The 18,785-nt window shown below is 56.6% G+C and carries 14 protein-coding genes; 5 read left to right on the top strand and 9 right to left on the bottom strand.

Going from position 1 to position 18,785, the window contains the following annotated elements:
• Positions 1 to 188: 188 nt before the first annotated feature.
• The 4 genes from IDH45_RS20260 to IDH45_RS35025 form a co-directional block, all read right to left on the bottom strand.
• A complete protein-coding gene (locus IDH45_RS20260; protein WP_190929946.1) occupies positions 189 to 2,135 on the bottom strand; it encodes a pectate lyase family protein in 1,947 nt (648 codons plus the stop codon).
• Positions 2,136 to 2,247: 112 nt separating this feature from the next.
• Positions 2,248 to 3,567 (bottom strand): ABC transporter substrate-binding protein, encoded by a 1,320-nt coding sequence (locus tag IDH45_RS20255; RefSeq protein ID WP_190929945.1) that lies wholly within the window; start codon positions 3,565 to 3,567, stop codon positions 2,248 to 2,250.
• Positions 3,568 to 3,700: 133 nt separating this feature from the next.
• Complete coding sequence (locus IDH45_RS20250) at positions 3,701 to 5,380, bottom strand: extracellular solute-binding protein (protein ID WP_190929944.1); 1,680 nt, start codon at positions 5,378 to 5,380, stop codon at positions 3,701 to 3,703.
• Between the two features lie 238 nt (positions 5,381 to 5,618).
• Complete coding sequence (locus IDH45_RS35025) at positions 5,619 to 7,904, bottom strand: helix-turn-helix domain-containing protein (protein ID WP_190929943.1); 2,286 nt, start codon at positions 7,902 to 7,904, stop codon at positions 5,619 to 5,621.
• Positions 7,905 to 8,219: 315 nt separating this feature from the next.
• On the opposite strand from IDH45_RS35025, the gene IDH45_RS20240 reads away from it, so the two are divergent.
• From IDH45_RS20240 to IDH45_RS20220, 5 genes are all read left to right on the top strand, one after another.
• A complete protein-coding gene (locus IDH45_RS20240; protein ID WP_190929942.1) occupies positions 8,220 to 8,768 on the top strand; it encodes an RNA polymerase sigma factor in 549 nt (182 codons plus the stop codon).
• Complete coding sequence (locus tag IDH45_RS20235; protein ID WP_190929941.1) at positions 8,761 to 9,468, top strand: hypothetical protein; 708 nt, start codon at positions 8,761 to 8,763, stop codon at positions 9,466 to 9,468. The genes IDH45_RS20240 and IDH45_RS20235 overlap by 8 nt, the downstream gene beginning before the upstream one ends.
• Complete coding sequence (locus IDH45_RS20230; protein WP_190929940.1) at positions 9,455 to 10,309, top strand: ABC transporter ATP-binding protein; 855 nt, start codon at positions 9,455 to 9,457, stop codon at positions 10,307 to 10,309. The genes IDH45_RS20235 and IDH45_RS20230 overlap by 14 nt, the downstream gene beginning before the upstream one ends.
• Positions 10,306 to 11,355, top strand: coding sequence for an ABC transporter permease subunit (locus IDH45_RS20225; RefSeq protein WP_190929939.1), 1,050 nt, complete (start codon positions 10,306 to 10,308; stop codon positions 11,353 to 11,355). Before IDH45_RS20230 ends, IDH45_RS20225 begins: the two co-directional genes overlap by 4 nt.
• Positions 11,356 to 11,429: 74 nt before the next feature.
• A complete protein-coding gene (locus IDH45_RS20220) occupies positions 11,430 to 12,590 on the top strand; it encodes a hypothetical protein (RefSeq protein WP_190929938.1) in 1,161 nt (386 codons plus the stop codon).
• Positions 12,591 to 12,816: 226 nt separating this feature from the next.
• On the opposite strand, the gene IDH45_RS20215 is transcribed toward IDH45_RS20220, so the two are convergent.
• The 5 genes from IDH45_RS20215 to IDH45_RS20195 all read right to left on the bottom strand — a co-directional run bounded on the left by IDH45_RS20215 (position 12,817) and on the right by IDH45_RS20195 (position 18,765).
• Complete coding sequence (locus IDH45_RS20215) at positions 12,817 to 13,809, bottom strand: FecCD family ABC transporter permease (protein WP_190929937.1); 993 nt, start codon at positions 13,807 to 13,809, stop codon at positions 12,817 to 12,819.
• The gene (locus IDH45_RS20210) at positions 13,799 to 14,806 is read right to left on the bottom strand and encodes a FecCD family ABC transporter permease (protein ID WP_223836815.1); all 1,008 of its coding nucleotides are present in this window, start codon (positions 14,804 to 14,806) and stop codon (positions 13,799 to 13,801) included. The genes IDH45_RS20215 and IDH45_RS20210 overlap by 11 nt, the downstream gene beginning before the upstream one ends.
• Before the next feature lie 80 nt (positions 14,807 to 14,886).
• A complete protein-coding gene (locus IDH45_RS20205) occupies positions 14,887 to 16,869 on the bottom strand; it encodes an AraC family transcriptional regulator (protein WP_190929936.1) in 1,983 nt (660 codons plus the stop codon).
• Positions 16,870 to 17,772: 903 nt separating this feature from the next.
• Positions 17,773 to 18,192, bottom strand: coding sequence for a MarR family winged helix-turn-helix transcriptional regulator (locus IDH45_RS20200; protein ID WP_190929935.1), 420 nt, complete (start codon positions 18,190 to 18,192; stop codon positions 17,773 to 17,775).
• A 63-nt stretch (positions 18,193 to 18,255) separates the two neighbouring features.
• Positions 18,256 to 18,765: an NUDIX domain-containing protein gene (locus tag IDH45_RS20195; protein WP_190929934.1), complete on the bottom strand. Its 510-nt coding sequence runs from the start codon at positions 18,763 to 18,765 to the stop codon at positions 18,256 to 18,258.
• Between the last annotated feature and the right edge of the window lie 20 nt (positions 18,766 to 18,785).

Raw genomic sequence — 18,785 nt, 5'->3', positions numbered from 1 at the left:
GATTTATGGAGATACGAATAACGGAACCGTTGTATATAACCACCTAACAGCACCGTCTGTTCGGCACCCGCACGTCCGGTGTACGCTCACCATGCTTAGGACAGCAACAAAGGCTGGAGCAGATCGCCAGTGCCTGCAACGAAACGCAGCCTGTTCTGATCTATTCCGTTTTGTCTCATCCTCCCCGGCTACCCGACCTGGACGCCGATCCTCACATCGGCGCCGAAGCTGCCGGTGCGGGCCAGCTTCAGCTTGAAGATGAGGTTGGTTGCGTCAGCCGCATGCAGCCGGATGTATTCAAGCTCTCCGTCCCACGTATCACCCCGATCTTCGACGCTCCAGTTCACTTCCCGAAAGTCGGGCTGGTACACCATTCGATGCGGCACCGTAATTGTCTGCTCCGCCGGATCGGACATGTCGAACCCGAACGATACCCGCGCCCGCGTACTGTAGGGGACATTGCTCCAAGCGGCGCTAATGTCCCACAGCTGCGCGCGGTTGTTCAGGTCCGGGCGGCTGCCGGCGAATAGCGGCCGGGTCGAGCTGTTGTTGATGACGAGGCGTATCTGCTCGCATGTCGGCGTGCCGGCAGAGCTGAACGCCGTCGCGGCTTCATTGATCGTACCGGTGACATAGTTGCCCCGGTTCACATTGCCCGCACCGGCATCCCGCAGCAGTCCAGAGCCGCCCGTCACATCCCGCACGCTCAGTTCAACCGAGGATGTGACGGCACGAACGACGACCGCATCTCCGTGTACCCGGTGGGCATTGACCCCAATCGACTGGCTGACTCCTTCAATTATGGCTGCGCTGCCGGCGTAGTAGCTGCCGGTGGACGTGTTGGCGTATCCTTTGCTGGTGAGCCGGATCGTATTGTAGGCGCCTTTGACATGAAGCGACGGCCAGCCGTCCTGACTGGGCGCATTGCGCTGCACATGCAGTCCGGAAATTTGCAGGCCCCATGTCGACTCGCAAAGACAGCCCTCCAGCGGAGGCTGCGCCGCTCCTCCGGCCAAGGTCGCGTTGTACTCCGGCGGACGACGGCCATTGGCGTGTACTTCCAATATCGAAACGACGCCCCAGGCGCCGTCCTGAAAGCGCGCGCCGCCCCGGTTATTTTCGCTGACAATGTGCTCGGCCTTGATCCGGCATACCCCGCGCGTCCGCAGTCCGTATCCGTAGTACACGCCATAAATATGCACAAACCCAAGCTCGCAATGGCCGTCGTACGGGCTGGTCTCATCCAGCACGATCCCGTCCAGCGTATCGCCCTGGAACAGCGAGGAGCTGCGGTTGGCGATGGCGTAATAGTCGGGGCGGGGCTTCACGCCGACGACGCCGAATACGATTTTATCGAGCAAAATGTCCCCGGGACCGCGAAAGACGACCGCTTCCTCTCCCGAAGCTCTGCCGTGCAGTTCGACCGTCGAATACCGCTCGTACTCCTGCCCGGGATCGCCCATGCACTCGCTGTACAGGGCATGCTCGGCAATATTGTACACCTCGGCATTAATCCGGTAGGCCCATCCGTACAGTGCCAGCGCGGAGCCGCTGGCATTGTTGACGCTGTTGCCTTCCTCGCGCCAGCTCTTGGCCAAATAATTGCCGTCGATCGTCAACTGCTCGACGCCGAAATATCTCGGCGCAAGCGCGGCTCCGTTCGTATTGCCCCTCAGAACGGCGAAGTCCCGGGTTTCAAACACATTGCAGTCGGACCCGGCCTTCAGCCGGATCACGGTTACGCCCTTACCGGAGCCCCGCACGTAGTTGCCCGTTCCCAGCACAAGCGGCGCGGATATTTCGAATACGCCGCACGGCAGCAGAACCGGGCAGCCTAGCGCCAATGCGGCATTGATCGCTGAGGTGCAATCATAAGCCGACGTGCCGGCGGCAATTCCCGCCCGTTCGGCTGTGGGAATAAAATCCATAACGTTGACATAACCGTCCGAGCCGCACCCGGCCGCACAAGCTTCGCCCGCCTCCCCTCCATAAGTGTGCATGGAGACGGTGGAACGCCCATCCGCCCTCGCTCCCGGCATCTCGCCTTTCCATAACACGCCTGCCGCCAGTACCGTAGCGGCTGCTCCCATTCCGGCCAGCAGCCCGCGTCTGGTCATCTTCGCGCTTTCTGTCATCCGTTATTCCTCCTTGTGCGGCGCGCCCCGACGAAAATCGGGACGCGCCGCCGTTTTTGGGAATCGATCCGCAGCGGTTGCGGATTCCCGCACCGGCTTGCCGGGAATTAGGTTACTTTCTCTTCTCTGCTTCGATCGCCTTATTGGTTGCCTCCTCGGCTTCCCTCAGCACTGTGTTGATGTCCTTGACGCCGTACACGTAGTTGCGCAATGCTGTCGAATATTGCGAATACGCGATCTGGTCGTAACGGGAAGCCACATAAGGATCGGCGCCGTCGTTATGGTAAAAGGCAGCGATGTTTTTCCCCTTGAAGATGGAGGAATTTTCCCACAGCCGCTTCTGGATTTCCGGGTTGACGAGCACGGTCATTTGTCCGTTTTTGTGGTTTTCGAGCTGCACTTCGTCGGACAGCAGATGGGCGATGACGCGGAACGCCTCTTCCTTGTGCTTGCTCGTCTTCGTGATGATCAGACCGTTGCCGTAGGCGCCCATCACTCCGCGACCCTGTCCGGCAAATACGGGGTAGGACGCGACATCCCATTTAGTGCCGCTGTTCTCCAGCTCCGTCAACAGCACTTCCAGAATGTTGATGTCCGCGTACATCGCCGCCGTTTTGTCCTTGATGAACCGGTCACGGGTGTTGAACAAGTTTTTGGACTCCGCGGCGCGATTGCCGGGAATATCGTAGATCGCCTTCCACGTCTCGAACATCTTCTTCCAGCCGTCGCTCTGAATCGCGGCCTTGTCCGTCGCCCGATCCACGTAGGAGAGTGACAATTGGGTCTGCATCGGCCGAGGCGCCCCGATCAGCAGTCCCTGGTACTGGATATTGCTATCCTGCACGCTCAGTTTACGGGACAGCGCGATATAGTCGTCCCAAGTCATGCCGTCCTTCGGATAAGGCGCACCGAATTTGTCGAACAGATCGCGGTTGTAATAAACGGCCGAGGCGCTTCGCACCCGGGGCATGCTGTACAGCTCGCCGTTTTGCCCGATGCTGCGGACAAACTCGATCGCCTTCGGATCGATCCGGTTCAGATCAAATTGTTCGGAACGAACGAGCGGCTGCAAATCGGCGGGAATGTCCCTGGAGAGCATATCATGCAAACCAAGCAGCCCGTCGTCGATAATATCCGGCAATTCCTTCGAGACAATCAGCTCATCCAGATGCTTGCTGTCCCGGCACTCCAGGTTGACGAGCGTAATATGCGGATATTTTTTCTTGACCGGCGCGGCAAAATTGCGCTCGAATTCCTCCGGGGATACTTTGTAGCAGCGCAGAAGAACCGACAGCGTAACCGGTTCCGGCGCTGCCGAGACGGCCGGCTCCTGCGGCTTCGCGCTTTCGCTTTGCCCTGCGCTGCATCCGGCAAGCAAAGCAGCGGTGCACAAACCAATTGTAAACGTTTTCATTTTTGTCGAGATTGCCATCGTTTATCCCCCTAAGTTTGAGTGGATACTTGCAACTTACAACTTGCGGCCGGAGTTATTGCTCCGCAATCGTGGACCGTTCACAGCCGCCAGCCGGTTGCAGCCGGCGGCCTCGGCCGCCCAGCTGTTACAGTTACAGCGACATGTAAGCGTCATAGGCCTCCTGATGGATACGCAGCTTGCGCGCTAGTCCCATCCGGCGCAATTCCTCCATGTACGCTTCCCATTCCTCGTTTATGCCGCCGACTATGATCCATTTGGCTTCCATCTCGCTCTGGTACGACTGAATATCCGCATCCAGCTTGCTCAGCTGGAGCAGCTGGTCGACGGTGTAATACACATACTGGGGAAACGTTTCTTCCTCGCTGACGATAAACGGCTTGTACATCTGATACGCCGCCTGACGCAGGCTGCTCGTCTCGTCCGGCACATACCGCCCGATCATCGTTTTCGTAAAGTACAGGGGCAACGAATTGTACGGCGCGGCTTTGCCGATCCACGCCTCCAGCACCTGCTCTCCGGCAGGCAGCGGATTTTGCGCGATCTTGCCGTCCTCGGTACGACGAATATGGCTATCGAACGGACCCCGCCACAGTTGAAAGGCTGTGTCCTCCTCGTTCATCGCGTCGATCAGCCGCATCGTCGCCTCCGGGTAACGGTTGGCCGATGTGATCGAAAACGTATTCGGTGTGATCCGGTTGTCCTGACGCCGCCAGGTGCGGTCGCCGTTCGGCCCGGCCAGCGGCGGCACGAAGGCGTAACGCTTCAGCCGCTCCAGCGAGCCCAGCTCCACATTGCCCAGAAACGCGGTAAAAGCGCCGTACACAATCTCGGGCCCGCTGCCCTTGGCCATAAAGCGGCGGCCGTCCTGGGTAAACGTCTCCGGGTCGAGCAATTGTTCCTCGTACAATTGACGCATATACCGAATCGCTTCCTTGTAGGCCGGCTGGATCGGCTCGTAATGAACCTGGCCGTTCTTCACCGTCAGCTTGCTGCCGTCCGGATTAAGCACCCCGAACGCATTGAACAGCGCATGAAAGTTCTGGTTGATACCGCTGTACAGCGACGCAAGCGGAATCTCGTCCGCCAGCCCGTTGCCGTTCGGATCGCCATCCTTAAACGCCCTCAGCACATGCAGCAGCTCGTCGGTCGTCTGCGGCAGTTCGAGCCCGAGCTTGTCGAGCCATTTCCGGTTGATCGCCAGTTGGTTCCGGTAGGTCATATAATCGTTGGCCTCCATGAAGCCCAGCGCGTAAATATGGCCGTCCGGCGTCGTCGCCGCCTTCCGGGCTTCCGGGTACAGGTCGAATACCCGCTTGATGTTCGGCGCGTAGCGGTCGATCAGTCCTTCCAGCGGAATGAGTGTCCCTTGGCTTCCATACCGCACCACATCGCTGGAAGTAAGCCCGGAGAAAAACACATCCGGCAGCTCGCCGTTCAGAAACATCCACTTTTTCCGCTCGTTGTACTGATCCGCCGCAATCGCTTCCCACTGTAAACGGACACCGGTCGTTCGCTCCAGCTCCCGCAGCGTCTGCATCTCGGCAAAATCGCCGTGGGTAACCGTTTTCCTTACGACAGCCCGCAGCGTCACCGGCCGGGAGACGATCGGCAGCCCGTTCTCCTGAAACCCGTATCCGCTACCGGCTGCTCCTGGCTCCCCTTCGTTCGCCGCCGTCCCGTCGTCCGTGGCGCGTCCGCCTGCCGGAGCCGTCATCCAGACGGCGACGCCGAACGCCGCGGCCAGCACACAACCGCCGATCCATAAACCGATGCGGCGTCGACGCTGTCCCTCTTCTGCTCCGTCTCTCACCTGTGCCTTGCCGGAGCCTGCCCCTAAATGTCGTTGTGGATCGACTTCCTTTCCCCGAAACCAAGACCGCATCGTCAGCTTCCACGCCCCCCTGTTTCCTTCTGTCGCCAGCCTCCCCCGGAGCGTTGCGTGTTGTGAAGCAACCTCACTATACCGCCGGGAGGGGGCATCTTGTAAAGCGTCCGTTCGCATCCGCATATGCGAGCCGTTACATTCGCGCCCGGGCGGGCACAGTCCGTCAGGATTCGGATATTCCATCCTTTACAACAAGCTTCCGGTACTCGCCCGGCGTCAAGCCTTCGCATTCGCGAAACTTGCGGATGAAGCTGGACGTGCTGGCGTATCCGATCCGCGAAACCAGCTCCGCAATGCTGATGTCTTCCGCCCGCAGCAACGCCTTGGCCTGATTCATCCGCACCTGGTTCAAAACCTGCGACACCGTATAACCCGTCTGATCTTTGAAATAACGGCTCAAATAAGAGGACGACATGCCCAGCGCTTCCGCCATCGTCTGCAAGGAAAAATGGTAGTCCGCATAATGCCGGTCGATATACGCAAGCAGTTCTTCCTTGAGCGCGTAATTGCCGCTTTCCTTACTCATCTTGATCCGCTTGCCGATGCTCTGGCTCACCTCGTGCACGAGCTCCGCCAATTCCTCCACCGTTTCGAACGCGAACAGCGACAGCGCATCGGGCAGCGGCAGCGGTTCGTCACCCACATTCAGCTCATCGAGCGGGCGCAATACCGTATGAATCAATTCGTAACATATCGATCGGGCCATAAACAGCGAAGGGCCGCTGCGGTGCACAAGCGCCATCACCTCGTCCACGCTCTCTCGAATTTTGTCGGCGTTCCCTTGCTTGAGCGCCACTTCCAGCGCGGCCAATTCGCTTTTGGAATAACCGCCTGCCGCCGCTTCCCCGACGTCGGCGAACGAGATAAGCCGGTTCCGGCCTTGTACGAGCCGGTACTCCAGCGCCGTCGTCGCCTCAATATAGGATTGTCCGATCTCTCTCGTCTCGCGCACCGCCCGGCCGAGACCGATGGTTGCCTGCACGCCCCACCTCTCGAAGATCGCCTGACGGCACCGCTCCAGCGCTGCCCGTACGTCCGTCTCTTCCGGTGAAGAAGCGGCGAGCAGCAGCAGCGCCCTGTCCGGCTCTACCGCGTCCAGCGCCCCGCACTCCGTCTCGCTGGCCAGTTGCCGCTCTATAAAGGGAAGAAGCTGTTCTCTGGACAGCGCGGCCTCTTCGCCGCCGAGGGAATCGCGGAACAGGAAGACGGCGATCCGGAAATAGCCGCCCTGGAAATCAAGTCCGCAGTTTTTCCCGGCTTTGTTGAAATCGCCGATGTCCCTGACATGGCCCTTGATCAGTTGACTTATCAAAAAGGCGCGCATCGCCGGCTTGCTGCGATGCAGCTGTTCCCTCAGTACGCTGCTGTCTTCCGATATGCCGCTTACGGCGCGGCGAATCGCTTCCAGCTCGTCATGGACCGCCGCCCCTCCCGCCGCCCGGCGTCCGGAGAGCGACTCGGCAAATTGCTTCAAGCTGCGCAGCGGATTATAATTCAGCCGCATCAGCATCCAAATGACGGCCGCTCCGAAAAGCAGGGTCACCCCCAGACCGGCCAGCGCCAGCTTCCGGACGCGCACGACCGGAGCCAGTACCCGGCTTTTCTCCACCAGCGTTACGTAGGTCCAGGCCATCGGGTGCGCCGAGCGGATATAGGTGGCATAATAAGTCTCGCCGTCCAGCTCCGCTTCGATGGAGCCGTTCCCTTCCGCTCCGATGCGGGACAGCAGGTCCGCAAGATCGAACCGCGATTCCGCTGCAAGCGATGTCACGATCCGCCCGGCGGGATCAACAATAAACGTATTGCCGCCGTAATCGGCCAGCACGTGGCGAATGACCGCCTTGATCGACTGCTCCGACAGCATAAACAGCACGTTGCCGTACGGTGCTTCATCCTTATACGGAATCGGCACCACATACGGAATGATCCGGTCGCCCTGGCGAATCCCCGCCGTTTCGGCCGGACGAAGCCTAACGTCGGCGCCGTCGAGATCGCGTTCGAACTGCTCCTGGCTCCATTCTCCGAACTTGTAACTCTCCCCTGCAAACGAATCCAGCGGATAGGAGCTGAACGAAGAATACAGCATCGGAAAACCTCGCATATGCAAGACCAGTTCGGCAATAAAGCTGTTCCCCGCGGCATAGTTTTTCAATTCGCGGATCACCTTCATCCCCTGGTACACGTCCTTGGTCGCCGCATACGGGGTCAACTGGGGATTGCTTGAGATCTGGTACGCGATCTTATCCAATTCGCCCATGCGGACATCGATCACTTCCTTGACCTGGCTGAGCAGGCTCCAATTGCTGGCGGTCACTTCCTCGCGCAGCGTTCGCATGAAATCGTTATACACCAGAAGCCCGATCACCAGCAGCGGCACGGCCAGCACAGCGATATAGGACAACAAATAGCGGTAAAACCATTTCGACCGCATAACGGATGGCTTGTCCACGGTAAGCGTCCTCCTGATCGCGATAAGTTGTTGGTTGTTGCTTCTTTTCCGTTCTCCTATAAAGAACCATTTTCCAAAAGGAGATATACGTTCGAACTATATTCGAGAAAGCGGCATCCGGTTCCTGCCGGGCCGCAGTCGGGGTCAACATAACGGGTTGCACTTTTTTACACGCCCTCTTCACCGCAGTTAGTCAGTTATCCGAAAATAGAGTAGAGGCCATCTTCAAAAAATAAAGTTAAGCGCCTGTTGAAACTATTTTCTTGACCAAAACGAATATACAAATAGAGAACTGGTACAAAGGAGGTCGTGCGGTTGGACGAACTGCGCCTCATCAAGAAAATCCGGCGAAGCGGCGACCGCACCGCCGCCGATGAACTGGTGCGGCATTACTATGACGAGATTCACGGCTTTGTGAGGAAACAAATCTCGAACGCGGACGTCGCCCTGGACCTGACACAGGAGATCTTTATCTCCATGCTCAGGACAATCGGACATTACGATCCAAGGAGAGGCGCAAGCTTCCGGACATGGCTGTACCGGATTGCCGCCAATAAGCTTGTGGATTGGTTCCGCTCGCGCACCTACCGCACAATGGCCCAAACGATGCCGATTGACGAGGTGGAACCCATAGATGAAACAGACTTTACACAGCTATTGGAGGACAGTGATTTCACCGAACTGGTATGTGCATTCGTGGGAGGCTTGCCGCCGGACACGCAGAAGATTTTCCGGCTTCACCTCTTCGGCGGGTACACGTTCCCGGAAATTGCAGGGATCGTAGGACTGGCAGAGGGAAGCGTCAAATCCAGGTACTACCGTCTTATTCATCTGCTTGGAAAGGAGTTTGCGGATTATGAATGAAATGGTTAAAAACGCAAGCATCGAAACTATCCTTTCGCAAGGCCTGGTCAAGCCGCAGACGGCAAGGGAACGAATGGGGGAAATGGTGCGCTCGATCGGTTTGCGTTTCATCTTTTGGGATACGGGGTACAGCCTTTTTTTTGCCGCCTTATCCCTCGCAGGCGTTCTTGTACTGTTCAGTCTTGCGCCTGACGCTTACCGCAGTTCCGCCGCCGTCGCGATCGCCCCGCTGCTTTTCCTTTTTGCAATTCTGTTTGCCGAGACGTCGGAGCGGATCAGCGGATTGTACGAACTCAAGCAGACCTGCTGTTACACTATCCGGCAGATCACCGCTCTGCGGGTAACTTGCTATTCTGTCCTCGGCTCAGCCTTCACAGCAGTTGTCGCAGCCGTCAGCGCGGACAACGGATATGAGTTCCTCTCGCTGTTCCCGCTTTGCCTGTCCGCATTGTTCGTTTGCGCTGTCTTGGCTCTGTCTGTTATGCACATTGTGCGCGGCAAATGGGTACATGCGGCGTTCTCGGCCGCTTGGTTATTCGTAAACATCGCGCTCCCCTTTTCTCTCGGCGAAAAGTGGGAAGCCATACTGCGCGAAATGCCGATTGCCTTTTCGACTGTGCTCGCCGTATTCGGCGCGGTTGCGCTTGCTTGCCAAATCTCAAAAATGCTGCGGGAGGTTAAAAAACGTGCTGTCGCTTAATCATGTAACCAAGAAATACGGCAACTTCACCGCTTTGGAGGATATCAGCCTCGAATTTTCAGGCGGCGTGTACGCCCTGCTTGCCCCCAACGGCGCAGGCAAGACTACGCTGATCAAAATGCTCGCTACGCTCATCTTCCCTACGGAAGGAGAAATTCTGTGGAACGGCGATGAAATCGTTGCGCTCGACGCTTCGTACCGCGACATCATCGGCTATTTGCCGCAGGACTTCGGCTATTACAAAAACCACTCGCCGCGAGAGTTTTTGATGTATATGTCAGCTGTCAAATGCATGGACCGCGAACGGGCAAAGCGCAAAACCGATGAACTGATTGAGCTTGTCGGCTTGTCGGAGGTGCGGGACAAGAAAATGCGCAAGTTTTCAGGCGGCATGATTCAGCGCGTCGGCATTGCGCAAGCCATGCTGAACGACCCGAAGATCCTGATTCTCGACGAGCCTACGGCGGGACTCGACCCGAAAGAGCGCGTCCGTTTTCGCAATCTGATCTCGTCGCTGTCCAAAGACCGGATTGTCCTCCTCTCAACGCATATCGTATCGGACATTGAAACCATCGCGAGCAGGGTAGTCATGTTCAAAAATCGCAGGTTGTTTGCCAACGACTCGCCGGCATCGATCTGCGGGACGCTGAAGGGCAAAATCTATGAAACGGACGACATCACCCGTATAAAGCCGCCTTATCTGCCACTCACCGAACATCAGGAAAACGGCAAAACCGTGATACGTTTTGCGAGCGAACACGATTGCGGAGATATCGCCCGAAGCGTCAGCCCCAATCTGGAAGACGTATTTCTATATATTTACAGAGATGACGCGGTATGAGACTTAAGATGTGGGGCGGGAGATCTCTATTCGGATACGAGCTAAAAAAACTGGCGCTATCCCCTGTAATCGTTGGCTTCGTTGCCCTGTGTATTGTCTTTAACACTTTGATTGCAATAGCCAGTTACAACCCTGTGGACTCGGATGACGAGACGGAAGCTGTCGATATCTTCGAAAATTTTCATACCAGCGAAATCGCCGAGGCCTATATTCGCAAGTACGGCATCACAGACGCATACGCCGAGAACATCCGCAGCAAATATGACAAACTGCAACCTGTGGTAGACGAGAAATCCGCAAATGGCGATGCCCTGTCCACTTATTTCGCTAAGCAAACCCATTACCGCCACAACTTCCTGTTCGAGACCCTCTTTATGGCGATCATCGCGGAAAGCTGTCTGCTTGCTTTGTTCGCTGCGCTTCTATCGGTCACCTATGAACAGATGCGAGGCACCGAACCGATCATCTGCTCCTCAACAGTCGGACGGCGGATACTTATGGCCAAGCTGTGCGCCTCGCTGACGGCGGCAGCAGCTTTGACCGTCGTAATCATCGGCGTGAGTTTGCTTGTGTTTTTTCTCAGATTTGACTTTTCCGGCGTGTGGAAGGACAACGTGTCCAGCATGTTTAACTCCGCTGTGAATGAGTACGGCAAGCCTTTCATCACCTGGCGAAGCTTCACGGTTGCGGGGTATCTGTGGGCGACGATCGGCATAAGTTTGGGTCTTGCGGTTTGCTTTTGCCTGTTGGGGTATGCGGTCGGTGTATGGGGCCGCAGCGGATACGGAGCCTTTATCGCCGCCGTGTCGGCGGTCGGCGTCATGTTTCTTGCCAAGCCGCTTCTTCCCATCGGCTCGGTTTTCAGGGGCATCTGGAACCTTACTCCCGTATGGTTATGGAAAAATAGCGGCATGTGGTTCACCGACGGCGGAGCAGATATTGTATGGGCGAACTTTGAGATCGCGGGGCTTTTCGCTTCCCTTGCTGTGCTTTCCGTCGCCGCATTCATGGCATCCAAATGGTTCAAAAGGAGTGAACTACACTGAGAATATTCGCTTATGAGCTCAAAAAGCTATGGAATTGGCGCATCCTCACGCTGATCGCCGCGCTCGCTGTACTGGTGTGGTTCGCATTTTTAAGCGAAGCGCTTCGTTCCTACGACAGTCTGACCACGCATGGCATTTTCGGTTCCTACCAGAAAGAGATGTTTGAACGTTACGGCGGCACGCTGGAGCCGGAAGAACTGGCCGACTACGATATCCCCGGCAAAAAGACAGCAATTTTTTCTGAAATGGATGCCATCATCGCCAATGAAGCGATTTTTGCCGAATACAAGATCCGCAATTACTCGGAATTTCAAGTGTTTTCCAATCCCGATTACGGCAACATGAACGAGACGGAAAGGAAAAGCTTCTCGGAAACGGTTTCTCAAATGCGGAACAAGCTCTCTCGTAGCAGCGATTCGCAAACCCTGGATGAATGGTACGACTCTCCGCTGATAAGGCTGCAAACGCTCACAGCGCTCGAACGTACCTATGTCGGTTATGAACCCTCTCTTCGCAGCTATATCGACCGTGATTCCCGTCCGGTGGTCGTCCGCGCCGCAGAACAAATACTGCATATGCGTAACGCCAATCTGATTAGTTATGACCTGTGCAGAACGTTTTCGCTTTATGCTGCTGTTGTGGTTGTGTTTAGCGCGGTTGCGGTCATCCTTTTCGTTGCTCCTCTACTGACAACCGACCGTATGCAGAAAATAAACCTGATCCAGTATTCGTCAGCGACCGGCCGCAGGATTTTGGGGATTCAATTGGCCGCAACTGCCGTAAGCGCGTTCGTGCTATCCTTTCTTTTGATTGTCGCGGCATATGCGCCTTTCCTTCTGTCGGGCGCAGGAGATTACTGGAACGTACCGATCCTATCGTTCACGGGTTTCGATATGCTGCTTTACAACATAACGTTCGGGCAGTACGCGTCCATACTCGCTGGAATGACACTGGCACTCAGTATCGGCGCGGGATGTTTCGCGTTTATCCTTGCTCGATTCAGCACGAACATGGTGACGATGCTGATTAAAACGGTCCCGGTCGGTATTGCGGTTGCCGGAATAGCCGGGCTTTCAGTAAATATGGCCTTATCGTATAATAACGTCGTTTTCAGCGCGATCTTCCGCGGCCGATGGGACGCGCCCGAAATCCTCGCTTGCGCTTTTGTTGCGGTTGTCGGAATGTGTGCGGCCGCCGTTGTCGCCATGCGGGAAAAACGCGTGGAAGTCTCTTAGGAACTGACGTTAAACGACACGAAAATTGATTCATTCGTCACCCGGATGGGTGTAACATAAAGACCTTGAGGATTGCCACCCTCAAGGTCACATTATTGCTAATCACATAGGTCGAGAATATCAACAAACACAGCTAAAGTGTGCCTTCGCTCGCGCTTAGCAACAAAGGACGTCTTCGCATCCTAAATGCTATAACGTGCGCTGTCTGAACATCACATCGCCGCTTCTATTTCCGCCGAAACAGCAAAAACAGGAAAAACGGAGCGCCGATACCGGCCGTAAAGACACCGGCGGGAATGTCGAGAGGCTGAAAGAGCGTACGGCCGGCCAAATCGGCAAGCAGCAAAAGAATCGCCCCGAGCAGCGCGGAAACGGGAATAACCACCCGGTAGGAACGCCCGGCCAATTTCCTGGCCATATGCGGAGCCAGCAAACCGATGAACGAGATCGTGCCCGCCACCCCTACCGCCGCCCCCGCTAATGCCACGCTGTAGAACAAAAGCATCAGACGGCTCGCCTGCAGGCGGCTCCCCAATCCGACGGCGGCCGCGTCCCCGAGCGACTGCACGTCCAGCTCCTTGGCATACAGCCAGGACAAGGGGATGAATACGGCGACCCACGGCCATAAAGCTTCCACATACGTCCAGTTCGTTCCGTAAATGCTTCCCGTCATCCAGTTCAGCACCTGTGCGGCCAAATAAGCGGGCCCGCTAATAAGCAAAAACGTCGTCAGCGCGCCCATCGCGGTCGAGATGCCTATCCCGATCAGGATCAGCCGCATCGGGGAGACGCCTCGGCTCCAGGCGAGCACGTAGTTCAGCCCTGCGGCGATAAACGCCCCGGCCACCGCTATAACCGGAATCCAGTGCACGCTGTAGCCTTTGAACAGGGTCATGAAGGCGACGACCGCGACGGAAGCCCCTCCCGATACGCCGACGAGATCGGGGGACGCTAGCGGATTGCGGACGACTCCCTGGAGCAGCGTGCCGGAGACGGCCAGCGCGGCCCCTACCAGCAGCGCGGCGACGATACGGGGCAGGCGGAACTGCATCACGATCAGATCGCTGCCTTCGCCATTTTGGCCGATCAAGGAAAGGAGCACTTCCCGGATCGGAATACGGACGCCGCCGACCGCCGTGCAAATAAGGCTGAGCAGCACCACCACAATTAACAGAACAGGCAGCAGGAAGGCCGGTTTACCGAATCGTCTATTCCGCATGACGCTTCCTCCTCGACACACGGATCAGAAACGGAACGCCGATAAGCGCCGTGGCGACTCCGACCGGCACTTCCTTGGGCATCAGGACGAACCGCGAAGCGAGATCCGCCGCGACGAGCAGCGCGGCTCCCGTTAGCGCGCAATACGGAAGCAGCCAGCGATGATCGTTGCCCGTAAGGTAACGGCACAGGTGAGGAACGACCAGCCCGACGAACGCAATCGGACCGGCGACCGAAACCGATCCGCCGGCCAGCAGAATGACCGACAAGGTGCATAAGAGGCGGACCCTCATCAACCGCTGCCCGAGCCCTTTGGCATTGTCGTCGCCCAGCGCCATAATGTTCAGCGCATTCGATAGCAGAAACGCAATAAGGAGGCCGGCCGCAAGATAAGGCAATACGATCAGCAGATGATCGAGCCGCCTCCCCGATACGGAGCCGATCATCCAGAACAAAGCCGACTCCAGCGATTGCTTGTGAACGAGCATCAGTCCGGACGTGACCGAAGACGAGAAAGCCGCAATGGCCGCCCCGGCCAGCGTCAGGCGGATCGGATCGTAACCGCCTCCGGCGCCGAGCGCATACACGCAAACCGATGCAACAATCGCCCCGGCGAAGGCGATCCAAATCATCGAACCCATCGTCAAGGACGATCCGAATGCAACGATTGCGATAACAATGAATAAAGCCGCTCCCGAATTAATTCCGAAAACGGACGGAGAAGCGATCGGGTTTCTCGTCATCACCTGCATCACGGCGCCGGCAACGGCAAGGCTGGCCCCTACGGCAGCGGCCGTCAATGTCCGGGGCACCCGCGTTGTCGTAAGAATCAGATGCTCGTTGGAGCCGTCGAAGTGACGGTAAGCCATCCATATATCGTGCAAACCGAATTGTTGAAGACCAAATAATACGCTGCAAACCATGACCGCGGCGAGCCCGATCAACCCGATTCCAAGCCCGGTCACCTTACTCCTGCGGCTACGCATCCATACCGCCAATTTCGTTCACCTGCCGCCTTTGGAAACTGGGAAGCCGGCGCGCCTTTCAGCCGCCGGCTTGCCCGGATACGTGCATGTTATCATTTGATATCGAAATATTTGACAAGCTCGTCCAGAAGCAAATTAGCCGCCTCGTATCCGCCTGCCGAATTCCAGATCGCTTCGTCTACTTGAACGATGTTGCCGGTTTTGGACACGTTCAGGTTTTGAAACAGCGGATCGTTTTTCCATTCCTGCACGACTTTCGCCGCATCCGTCTTGCCGGCCGCTTCCGTGACGAAGTAAAACAACACGTCGCCGTCCATGCTCGGAATCTTTTCCTTCGTCATCACTTCGATGAAGGAGTCTTTGTCCTGCGATGCCGGACGGGCAAAGCCGAGCTGGCTGAGCAGAACGCCCGAGAACGTTTGCTTCTGGTAAATGCGCACCTGGGAAGCGGAGAACCGGGCGACGGAAACTTTCGTGGCCGCCTTGCTGCCCAACTTCGCCTTGACATCCGCGACACGTTTGTCGAATGCCGCCATGGCCTTGTCGCCTTCTTCTTTTTTGTTGACGGCCTCCGCGTACAATTTGAAGTTGATTTTCCAATCTCCGCCCAAGTCTTCCGAATAAACGGTCGGGGCGATTTTTTTCAATTGCTCGTAAATTTTCTCCTGCCTGACTTTGTTCCCGATAATCAGATCCGGCTTCAGGCTCGCGATCATCTCGATGTTCGGCTGAAGCTCGTCGCCTACCGCCGACACGTTTTTCATATCGTCCTTAATATGATCGTACCACGGATCGCCGATCCAGGACTGAACGGCACCGACCGGCTTAATTCCGACCGCGAGAAGCGCCTCCGTTCCTTCGTTGGTCAAAATGACAACCCGCTGCGGAGTTCCCTGGAGCGTCGTTTCGCCCATTGCGTGCTTGATTAACCGGGGGGCGTCCTTGTCCGGCATCTGGCCGGCGGCCGGTACGGAAGATGTCGCGTTTTGGCTGCCGCCCGGAGCCGCGGTACCGCCGGAATTGTTCGCCGTTCCGGAACCGGTCGAGCAGGCGCTCAACAGCAAGCTGAAGCAAAATAACAAAGTGACGGCCATCGAGGCTCTGGACTTTCTGTACATCTGGAAGTCTCCCTTTTCGTTATATTGATAATGATTCTCAACACCATTATTACTATAACGTCGCAGCCTTCTGGCAGCAATGGGATATCCGGACAACCGGGATGGATTATTACGACGATTGTCTGATCTGCGGGCATGTTCCTTGTACCCGCTGGGAGACACTCCTTCGACTTTTTTGAATATCCGGCTGAAATAATAGCTGTCCGAGTATCCTACCCATTCCGCGATATGTTTCAAGGTAAACTCGGAGTGGAGCAGAAGCTCCTTGGCTTTATTCATTCGAATCTGGATCAGATAATCGATCGGGCTCGTATTCAGGCGGCTTTTGAACATTCGCAGAAACTGCCTCGTATTGAGATCGAGCAGCCCGGCGAGCGTTTCGAGTGTAATCGGCTTCCGGTAATTGTGCTGCATGTAACGGATCGCCTGCGCGACCGGGTCCGGCTTCACCGCCTGAATGCCCTGCTCGCGAAGCTGACTCTGAAGCTCGTATAGAAATTGATAAAATAAAGTTTTTACGTAGAGCGCGTCCGACGCGCCCGGGCGGAGCCATTCCCGGCTCATCGCGGTCACCTTATCGAACAGAGGCAGCGGATAATGCGGATCGAGCTCATACTGCATCTGAAACGGGTTGCATCGTTCCATCAAGGCTTGAAGCTCCTGCCGCGACGGCGGAGGAAGTGTCGCCTTGTACAAAATCATGTAATATTCGAGCAGCTCGTCCGCCTCGATATCGAGACACGCTCCTTTGCCGCCGTGCAGGACATGGAACCGCTTGATGCTGCCGGCGCTGCCGTCCAGCCAGATCCGCGCGCTGCCCCTCACGGTATAAAAGAAGGCGCTCGCAGGCAGATTATACGAACGAAGCGTCTCTCCCTGCTCCATCAGCATGCGGCGCACATCCATCACTTTTATGAAGACATGATTCCATAGCTTGTCGTGGTCGTTCCAATTCATCGGGCCGGTCCCTTCCCTTCCATCCCTTCAGGTTATGCGCATTTATAATAAATGATAATAATTTTCATTATCAATAACAAATGTTGTTTTCTTTATGGAATACTGTCCGGGAGGAGCGTCCGAATGAGTCCTGCGACGTGCTTACCCGTACGTACGCGCATGGAAGGGAGAGGGGAGCTTCGCTCCGGCGGCTTGCCTTCAATCGTAATGGTTGGATTAGACTTGCAGATGACTTATAGGAGCTTATACAACATCAGATGCGATCGTAAACAGTTTCTTGTGAGCAGGTCTCGTTCGGATGATGTTAGGTTAAAGTCACAAAACAACTTCAATCGGTCCGTAGCAGCTGTCTTGCGAGTTGGTTGGGCGTGTTCAGATGCGAGATGCACTGGATATGTAACGCATACAGCTTCTATCACATAAGAGTCTCTGGCACCCTTTACTTTGGGCCCTTTTGAGATACCCCGGCAATTAGAGGCGGTTTGCACCCCTTATTTCAGCAGACTGGTGGTTTGCACCCTATTCGCCAATTTTTAGAGCCCCAAACCGCTCCTATCTCCCCATCCAAGCGGGTTTCGGACCAAATAACGGCTGCAAACCGCTCTTATCCGGTTCCTTCCTCGCTATACGCAGGACACAGAGCCGGGACAGCACGAAAAACGGCCTGCAGCACTCGTTCGCACGTTATGAAACGTCTAATCTAATCGGAGCTTTTCCGCGATGCACGCTTTCCACACGAGCACGATGCATGAGCACGATGATACCCCCGCCTCCTCTCTCTCAGCGATCCGGTCATGGAGCCTGTCTCTGAAGCGGCAACAAAAAAACGCCGACGCAGCCGCAGCCGTCAGGCGTTCTCCCGTTCTTGCCCCTGCATACTCCCGATCCCGGACCGGGCAGCTATTAATCCTCCACCCGCAAGTTGCTCCGAATCCGCTTCATCACCCGGTCGAACGCCGCGTAGTCTTCGGCGCTCACATCTTGAAGCGCCTGCTGCTCCAGCTGCCGGGACTGACTTTTCCACTCGTCGACCATCCGGACGGACTGCTCCGTCAGCTCCACCCGGCGCTCGCGGCGGTCGCGACCAGGAACGCGGCGAATCCATCCCGCCTTCTCCATACGCGACAGCGTCCGCGTCATCGTCGGCGGCTCCACCGCAAGCTGCTCGGTCAGCTCGACCTGCGTGCACGGGCCGCGCTCCGACAGCAGCAGCACGACCGGCCACTGGGAGCTGTACATACCGGTGGCAGTAAACATTTCGTTCAGCCTGCGGGCGTATACCCTCGCGGTAAAGCTCAGTTTATATCCGAGTCTTTCTTTCACTTGGCTCCCGCTCCTGTCCTGTAGAGTTCCACCGGCATGAGGTAGCCGCCGCCAGCATCCTCGTCACGGGCAGGAAACCGCCGCGGGCGTATCCGGACCGGTTACGATCGTCCATACCGCCTTCTCCCGGTCAGGCAGCCACTCGACTCTGGCGTTCATAAATCCGCGTTGGCCCCGTATATGCTTCAAGAAGTCCCGGTGGTAGCCGGGCACGTCCTCATTGTCCCCAATGCCTTCCAGCTCAATCCAGTGCGACGTCTGCTTGTCCGGCTCGTTCGTCGAGAGCGTTCCCTTCACCTCGCGCGCGGTAAGCAGGAAGCACACCGAATGATACGAGCTGCCATAATGGATAAACGTAACGACACCCGCCGGTTCCAGTCCGGATACTTCCAGACCCGTCTCCTCTAGCACTTCGCGGGCGCACGCCTGCTCGATCGTCTCCGTCAGCTCCACATGGCCTCCGGGCGGGATAAACATCTGATAAGTCTTATACGCCGGATTCAGCTTGCGAATCATTGCGATTTTGCCATCGCGGACTGCGATGCACGACACTTGTACGCGGACCGAAGACATGAAAGCGAACCTCCGTTTGC

Origin of the sequence: Paenibacillus oceani (genome assembly GCF_014705615.1) — a bacterium.
In the GTDB taxonomy this organism is placed as follows: domain Bacteria; phylum Bacillota; class Bacilli; order Paenibacillales; family NBRC-103111; genus Paenibacillus_AB; species Paenibacillus_AB oceani.
Note: the sequence above shows the minus strand (reverse complement) of the source record. Positions and strands in the feature narration are given on the sequence as shown.